The organism is Streptomyces sp. NPDC058157 (genome assembly GCF_042884105.1).
Lineage (GTDB): Bacteria > Actinomycetota > Actinomycetes > Streptomycetales > Streptomycetaceae > Streptomyces.
On sequence record NZ_JBHVUQ010000276.1, the window covers coordinates 1 to 7,891 of the forward strand.

Here is a 7,891-nt window from a genome sequence, read left to right on the forward strand (position 1 = left end):
GGTGACCGTCACCGGGTTCCACTCCCGGGTGCAGGCGGCGTCGGGGCGGGGGGCGTAGAGGTCCAGGAGGCGGGTGCGGGTCTGCTGGAGCCGGACCGCGAGGATCCGCCCGACCCAGTGGCCGATGGCCGAGCCGAAGGCCGGGTCGGCGTCCATCAGCATCCGCACGGCCGCCCCGTCGAACTCGTAGGCCCGTACCGGGGTCATGGCCTCGGCGCTCAGCTGCCAGGTGTAGGGCGGGAACAGCCAGGACCAGCCGACGAGCTCTCCGGGTCCGAGGCTCTCGACGGGCGCGGCGCCCCGGTGCCCGCCGGAGGGGAGCGGGACCTCCAGGGTCACCGTACCGGAGCGCACGATCCAGAAGGCCTCCGCCCGGCCGCCCTCGTCGAAGATCCGGGTGCCCTCGGGGAAATTGACCTCACGTGCGTACGACATCAGCCGGCCGCGGTGTTCGGCGGACAGTACGGCGGCGATCCGGATGGGGGAAGGTGTGCTCACGACGGCCTCCGTTCAGGACCCCCCGCAACCTTCTGGTCCCCCCAGTGTCGCCGACCCGGGCCGGAACGCGTCACACCGCGCACGGACGGCCGCCCGCCGGCGTTCCCGGGCATCGAGCGGCCGCCGCGCTGCCAGGCGCCTCTAGTCGTCGGCGTTGGCCTCCAGGCAGGCCAGCTCCATCGCGTCGAGCACCGCCTCGTGGCTGCGTCCGCTGAGCTCGGCGACGTTCTCGATCTGTGCCGTCGCCCAGGCCGCCAGGGTCATCACGAGCACCCGCAGCCCGTCCGTGCCGTGCTCGGCGAGGATCGCGTCGGCCACGGCCATCGCGTCCTCCGGCACCCGCTCCGGCGGCTCCAGCCCGGCGAGCCCCCGGAGCATCGCCAGTGTGCGGCGGGAGATCTCCGGGGTGATCCCCGCCAGCCGCATGTCCTCTTCCTCGTCCATCCGCCCCACCCTCCGGTCCATCGGCCCGAACCCTCAGGGCACCGTAGAGCGGTCCGGCCCCGGCCGGGGCCGTTTTGCCGGGGGTCACCCAGGGGGAGGGGGCGCGCGGGCCCGCCCGGTTGACGCCCGGTACCGGGGTGCGCCCGTGCCTTCCCTCCGGGGCGACCGGCCGGTAACTTGTCCGCCGCAGCCGCCCGGACGGGGTGGCCGGAGCGGGTGGGAGCCAGATGAGAAGCCTCGTACGGGTGCTGCTGGGCGTGCTGCTCCTGGCGGGCGGCGCGGTCCTGCCGGCCACCGCCCCCGCCCTGGCAGCCGCCCCCGCCCTGGCCGCCGCACCGGCCGCACCGCCCGCCCGGCAGGCCGCCGCCGACCCCGCGCCGTGGACGCCCCCGCTCTCCACCCGGGGCCGCCACATCGTCGACGCCCAGGGCAACCGCTTCCGCCTGCGCTCCGGCAACTGGGACGGCGCCCAGGGCTCCTGGAACGGCTCCGGGGACGTCGCCGACCCCGCGAACCACCACGCGGGCCAGGACTCCCACGGCATCCCCCTCGGCCTGGACCGGGTGCCCCTGCCCGCCCTGCTCGCCGACTTCCGCGCCCTCGGGCTGAACAGCGTCCGGCTGCCCTTCTCCAACGAGATGCTGCACACCACCGCCCCCGTCCCGGACGCCGCCGTCGCCGCCAACCCGGCACTGCGCGGCCGCACCCCGCTCCAGGTCTACGACGCCGTCGTCTCCGCCCTCACCGACGCGGGATTCGCCGTCATCCTCAACAACCACACCGGAACCACCCGCTGGTGCTGCGGCCTCGACGGCAACGAGCGCTGGAACAGCACCCGTTCCACCGCCCAGTGGGCCGACGACTGGGTCTTCCTCGCCCGCCGCTACCGCGACAACCCCCGCGTGGTCGGGGCCGACCTGTACAACGAGGTCCGCCGCGACACCTGGGACGACCCCAACTGGGGCCTGGGCGACGGCCACGACTGGCAGGCCGCCTCCGAGGAGGCCGCCGACCGGATCCTGACGGAGGCCAACCCGGACCTGCTCATCGTCGTCGAGGGCATCAACTGGACGGGCATCCCCGCCGACGGCCTCCCGCACGGCCGCCCCACCCTCACCCCCGTCCGCACCCTCTCCCACACCCTGGTCGTCTCGAACAAGCTGGTCTACTCGGCCCACTTCTACGGCTACACCGGCCCCCACCACAGCGGAGCCACCGGCCTCGGCGAGACCCACGACCCCCGCTACCAGGACATGAGCCGGTCCGAGCTCGAACAGGCCCTCTACGACCAGGCGTTCTTCGTCTCCGCCGAGAGCGGCACGCACTTCACCGCCCCGGTGTGGATCAGCGAGTTCGGCATCGGCGCCGACGAGACCGGCGCCGCCCCGCGCGCCTGGTTCCGGAACATGACCGGCTACCTGGCCGCCTCCGACGCCGACTTCGCCTACTGGCCCCTCGTCGGCTGGAGCACCACCGCACAGGGCGCCCCCGGCGGCGACAGCTGGGCGATGCTCCGCTACGACGGCGCCGGCCGGCGCTCGGGGGTCCTCGACGCCGGCGACTGGCGCACCGCCCCCTTCACCGCGCTCACCACGGCCGGGGGCCGCACCGGACCGGTCCCGCCCACCCCCGCCTGGTACCAGCTCAGCACCGACCACCGGGACCAGAACGCCTCCCTGCTCACCCGCGCCGCCGGGGACTGGGACAGCGGCGCCCGCAAGGCCGTCTGCCCCGACGGCGCCCGCCTGGCGGGCCTGAGCCACACCGGCGGGCGCGGGCTGTGCTCCACCTCCGACCTGCGTGCCCCGGGCGGCGGCCAGACCGTGGTCCGCGACGAGAGGTACGTCCCGGCGGGCGGGGACTGGGCGGGCGGCTACACCAAGCTCCAGTGCCCGGCCGGGCAGTTCCTCACCGGGTACAGCCTGCGCGGCGACCGGGTCTCGGCGGCCCTGTGCGCCCCGGCCCGGATCCCCCTCGCCGGAGCCGGCCGCACGGTCTGGTTCGACCGGGGCGACGCCCGCCCGGCCGGGAACCCGGGCGCGGACTTCGCCTCGGGCCACTACAAGGGCCAGTGCCTGCCCACCGAGTACGCGGCGGGCATCGCCTTCACCGGCCGCGTCGGCTTCCGCCCCTCCCCGGCGTCCCTGCTGTGCCGGGCGCTGCCCGCGGGCTGAGCGCCCCGGCCGGGCCGCCGTTCGGCATGCGATGGGTCAAGTCTGGTGACCGGCACGGGAATTCGACCTAGGGTGCGCCCTTACGGACAACGGACACACCGAACTGGGGGGTTCATGCGCAGATCCAGAGGGCAGGCAGCCGCTCTCGCCCTGACCCTGGCGGGCACCGGGGCGGTCGTGGGGCTCGGGCTCGTCCCGCAGGCCGCGGCCGTCACCCCGCCCGTGGCCTTCACCGCCGACGCGCTGCCCACCTGGCAGCCCAACGGCATCGTCTGGGCCCTCGCCGAGGCCGGGGGCACCGTCTTCGTCGGCGGGACCTTCTCCGCCGTCCGCCCGCCCGCGGGCGGCGCGGGCGGCGAGCAGTCGGCGGTGAACTTCGCCGCCCTCGACGCGGCGACCGGCGCCCCGACCTCCTGCACCCTGTCCTTCACCATCGGCAGCGGCACCGCCACCGTCCGCGCGCTCACCCTGTCGCCGGACAAGAAGACCCTCTACGCGGGCGGCTACTTCGGCGCCGTCAACGGCACCCCGGTCTCCAGCATGGCCGCCATCGACGTGGCCACCTGCACCGTGAAGCCGTCCTTCCGCCCCGCCTTCGCGGCCACCGTACGGGCCATCGCCGTCACCGGCGACACCGTGTACGCGGGCGGCGACTTCCTCACCGTCAGCGGCCAGCCCAGGCAGCGCTTCGCCGCCGTGGCCGCGGGAGACGGCGCGCTGCGCCCCTTCACGGCGAACGCGGACGAGCCGGGCCGCGCCGTCGAGGTCACCCCGGACGGCAGGAACGTGCTGCTCGGCGGCGACTTCTTCACCGTCAACGGGACGAACACGCACGCCCTGGCCGTCGTCGACTCCGCCACCGGCGCCCTCACCAAGGGCTACCCGGGCTTCATCGAGACCAACTCGGTGGTCAAGGACATCGCCACCGACGCCACCGGCTTCTACACGGCCAACGAGGGCACCGGCGGCGGGGTCTTCGACGGCCGCATCGCCCTGAACCTCTCGGACTTCAACCAGCGCTGGCGCGACACCTGCCTGGGCGCCACCCAGGCCGTGCTGCCGTACCGGAACGTGCTCTACAGCGCCTCGCACGCGCACGACTGCTCCAGCGTCGGCGAGTACCCCGACGGGCAGCGCCACCACCTGCTGGCGCAGCCCACCACCAGCGTCGGCAAGCTGGGCTGGGCGCCCGACACCAACGACGGCGTCGGCGAGGGCATCGGGCCGCGCGTGATGACCGTCGGCTCCGCGGGCGGCGCGCAGTACCTGTGGGTGGGCGGCGAGTTCACCACCGTCAACGGGGCGGCCCAGCAGAGCCTGACGCGCTTCTCCTCCACCGGCGACACGGGCGCCCCGACGGTTCCGCTGGCCAGCGCGGCGAGCGTGCAGCCCGGTGAGGTGCAGGTCCGCTGGCGCACCAGCCTGGACCTGGACGACAGCGCGCTGACCTACCGGATCTACCGCAACGGCGCGGCCACCCCGATCGGCACGGTCACCGCCGACTCGCTGTTCTTCAAGCGCCCGCAGGCCTCCTGGACCGACACCACCGCCCAACCCGGCCAGTCGTACACCTACCGGGTGACGGCCACCGACGCGGCGGGCAACACCAGCGCCCTGTCCGCCCCGGCGAGCGTGACCGTGCCGACCTCGCCCGAGGCGTACGCGAACCAGGTCCGGGCGGACGGCGCCCAGCTGTACTGGCGCTACGACGACACCGTGCTGCCGTACGTGGCCGACTCCTCCACCGGCGACCAGGCGGGCGTGGACCAGAACGGCCCGGCCCTGCGCCAGGGCCCGGGGGCGGTGGCCGGCGCGAGCACGGCGATCGGCTTCAACGGCACCGACGCGCACGTGTACGGCGACCGCCGCCAGACGGTGGGTGCCACGTACAGCATCGAGACCTGGTTCAGGACGAACACCACCCGCGGCGGCAAGCTCGTCGGCTTCGGCAGCCGGCAGATCAACGGCAGCAGCCAGTACGACAAGCACGTCTACATGACCGACGACGGCCGGCTGGTCTACGGGGTCTACACCGGCGCCACCCGCACCATCACCACCGCCGCCGCCTTCAACGACGACAAGTGGCACCACGTCGTCGCCACCCAGGGCCCCGGCGGCATGACCCTGTACGTGGACGGCGTCCAGCGCGGCACCCTGAACGTCACCACCCACGAGAACTACACGGGCTACTGGCGCGTCGGCTTCGACGGGCTCGGCGGCTGGCCGGACCGCCCCGCCAGCGAGCACTGGGCGGGCCTGATGGACGAGACGGCCGTCTACCCGACCGTCCTGACCGCGGCCCAGGTGCAGAACCACTACGCCCTCGCCTCCGCCCCGGCGGACGCCACCGTCCAGGTCACCGCGGCCGAGGACACCTACGCCAACGCGGGCGCCCCGGACGCCAACTACGGCACCTCCGCCTCCCTGGCCGTCCGCGGGACCTCCCTGTACACCAGCTACCTCCGCTTCGCCCTGCCGGCCGCGCCGGCGGGCAAGGTGCTCAAGTCGGCCACGCTCAGCGTCAAGACCAGCACCATGGCGGGCGCCGGCACCACGGACACCGTCTCGGTGGTCCCGGTCACCGGGGCGTGGACGGAAGCGGGGACCACGTACGCCAACCGGCCCGGCACGGGCGCCCCGGCGCTCGGCGCGTTCCCCGGGATCCCGGACGGCTCGGCGGTCCACACCGCCGGGCTGAACACCGCCACCGTGGCGGGCGCACTGGGCGGTTCCTACAGCCTGGCGCTGACCAGTGCCGGGACCGACGCCCTGTGGCTGTGGTCCTCGGAGGCGGCGGCGGGCGAGGCGACACCGCGGCTGACGCTCACCTTCGGCGCGCCGTGAGCTACGCCCGCCCGTGGTGCACGTGCTCCAGCACCTGCCGCAGCAGTGCGGTGACGTGCTCGTCGTGCAGCTCGTAGACCACGCTGCGCCCGTCGCGCCGGCCGGCCACGAGGTCGAGGTGGCGTAGCAGGCGCAGGTGGTTGGAGACGGTGGGCTGGCCGAGGCCGAGTGCCTCGGCCAGCTCCCCGACCGAGCAGGGCGCGTCGAGCAGCCGGGCCAGGATGCGGATCCGGGCGGGCGAGGCGAGGCCCTGCATGACCTCCGCGACGGCGGCGGCGTCGGTGTCGGTGAGCGTGGATTCCATGGGCCCACCTTAGAACGCGACACATTTCAATATCTTGATATATTGATGTCATGAACGTCGTGATGAAGAAGGCCGCAGTGCGCGCGGAGCCGGTCAGCGCCCTGCTCGCCCTCACCGCCTACCTCACCGGCCTGACCCTCCAGCTGACCGGCCACGGCGGCCCCGCCGCCCAGGCCCTCTTCATGGCCGCCTACGTCTTCGGCGGGGCCTTCACCCTCCGTGAGGCCTTCGCGGCCCTGCGCGGCGGCCGCTTCCAGGTCGACTTCCTGATGCTCGTCGCCGCCGCCGGAGCCGCCGCCATCGGCCGCTGGGAGGAGGGCGCCGTCCTCCTCGTCCTCTTCAGCGCCGGCCACGCCCTGGAGGAGTACGCCCTGGGCCGCGCCCGGCGCTCCGTCGAGGCCCTCGGCGCACTCGCCCCCCGCACCGCCCTCGTCCGGCGGGCCGCCGGCGCCACCGCCGAGGTGCCCGTGGCGGAGCTGACCGTCGGCGACACCGTCCTGGTGCGCCCGCACACCCGCGTCCCCGCCGACGGCTTCGTCGCCGCGGGAAGCAGCAGCGTCGACCAGTCGCCCATCACCGGCGAGAGCGTCCCCGCCGACAAGACCCCCGTCACCGACCCGGCCCGGGCCCTCGCGGCCCCCGCCGCCACCGGCCCCGAGCACCGCGTCTACGCCGGAACCGTCAACGGGTCCGGCTCCCTCGAGGTCGTCGTCACCCGCGTCGCCGCCGACAACACCCTCGCCCGCGTCGTCCGCATGGTCCAGGACGCCGAGGAGCGCACCTCACCCACCCAGCGGTTCACCGACCGCTTCCAGAAGGTGTTCGTCCCCGGCGTGCTCGCCCTGGTCGCCGCCCTGCTCGGCTACGGAGCCCTCACCGGCGAACCCTTCACCGACAGCTTCTACCGCGCCATGGCCGTCCTCGTCGCCGCCAGCCCCTGCGCCCTGGCCATCGCCACCCCCGCCGCGGTCCTCAGCGCCGTCGGCCGGGCCGCGCGCGGCGGAGTGCTGGTCAAGGGGGGCGCCCCGCTGGAGGAGTTCGGCCGCCTGCGCACCCTCGCCTTCGACAAGACCGGCACCCTCACCGAGGGCCGCCCCCGCCTCACCGAGGTCGAGCCCGCCGACGGCGCCGGCCGCGAGGAACTGCTGCGCACCGCCGTCGCCGTCCAGCGGCTGAGCGACCACCCCCTGGCCCAGGCCGTCGTACGGGACGCACCGCCCCCGCCGGCCGGTGCCCCGGCTGCCGAGGCCACCGGCCTGCGCGCCGTGATCGGCCGCGGGGTCAGCGCCGAACTCGACGGCGAGCCCGTCCACATCGGCAGCCTCTCCTACGCCGACACCCTCACGGGCCCGCCCGTCCCCGCAGCCCTGCGCGACCGCACGGAGGAACTCGCCCGCACCGGCCGCACCACGATGCTGGTCCGCCGCGGCGACCGCTGGCTGGGCACCCTCGGCCTGATGGACGCCCCGCGCCCCGAGGCCGCCCGGACCGTGGCCGCCCTGCGCGCCCTCGGCGTCACCCGCGCCGTGATGCTCTCCGGTGACGACCAGCGCGTGGCCGATGCGGTGGCCGGCGCGGTGGGCATGGACGAGGCGCTCGGCGGCCTGATGCCGCAGGACAAGGTGAC

General features: G+C 74.9%; 6 protein-coding genes. 3 read left to right on the top strand and 3 right to left on the bottom strand.

What is annotated here, in order from left to right; all coding sequences use genetic code 11:
• Together ACFVXK_RS35360 and ACFVXK_RS35365 are read right to left on the bottom strand one after the other, a co-directional pair.
• Window positions 1-498 (bottom strand): Crp/Fnr family transcriptional regulator (locus tag ACFVXK_RS35360; RefSeq protein WP_389620414.1); only part of this gene is annotated, 498 nt, incomplete at its 3' end.
• 141 nt (window positions 499-639) lie between these two features.
• Entirely contained in the window at window positions 640-942 is a 303-nt protein-coding gene (locus tag ACFVXK_RS35365; protein WP_389620417.1) for a hypothetical protein, read from the bottom strand.
• Between the two features lie 227 nt (window positions 943-1,169).
• Here ACFVXK_RS35365 and ACFVXK_RS35370 point away from each other — a divergent pair, with 227 nt between their 5' ends.
• Entirely contained in the window at window positions 1,170-3,116 is a 1,947-nt protein-coding gene (locus ACFVXK_RS35370; RefSeq protein ID WP_389620420.1) for a glycoside hydrolase family 5 protein, read from the top strand.
• A gap of 114 nt (window positions 3,117-3,230) precedes the next feature.
• Window positions 3,231-5,960, top strand: a complete 2,730-nt coding sequence (locus ACFVXK_RS35375; protein ID WP_389620423.1) for a DNRLRE domain-containing protein — start codon at window positions 3,231-3,233, stop codon at window positions 5,958-5,960.
• Window position 5,961: 1 nt separating this feature from the next.
• Here ACFVXK_RS35375 and ACFVXK_RS35380 read toward each other — a convergent pair whose 3' ends face one another.
• Complete coding sequence (locus ACFVXK_RS35380) at window positions 5,962-6,264, bottom strand: ArsR/SmtB family transcription factor (protein WP_389620426.1); 303 nt, start codon at window positions 6,262-6,264, stop codon at window positions 5,962-5,964.
• Window positions 6,265-6,314: 50 nt separating this feature from the next.
• Here ACFVXK_RS35380 and ACFVXK_RS35385 point away from each other — a divergent pair.
• A partial coding sequence (locus ACFVXK_RS35385) for a heavy metal translocating P-type ATPase (RefSeq protein ID WP_389620429.1) occupies window positions 6,315-7,891 on the top strand: 1,577 nt, incomplete at its 3' end.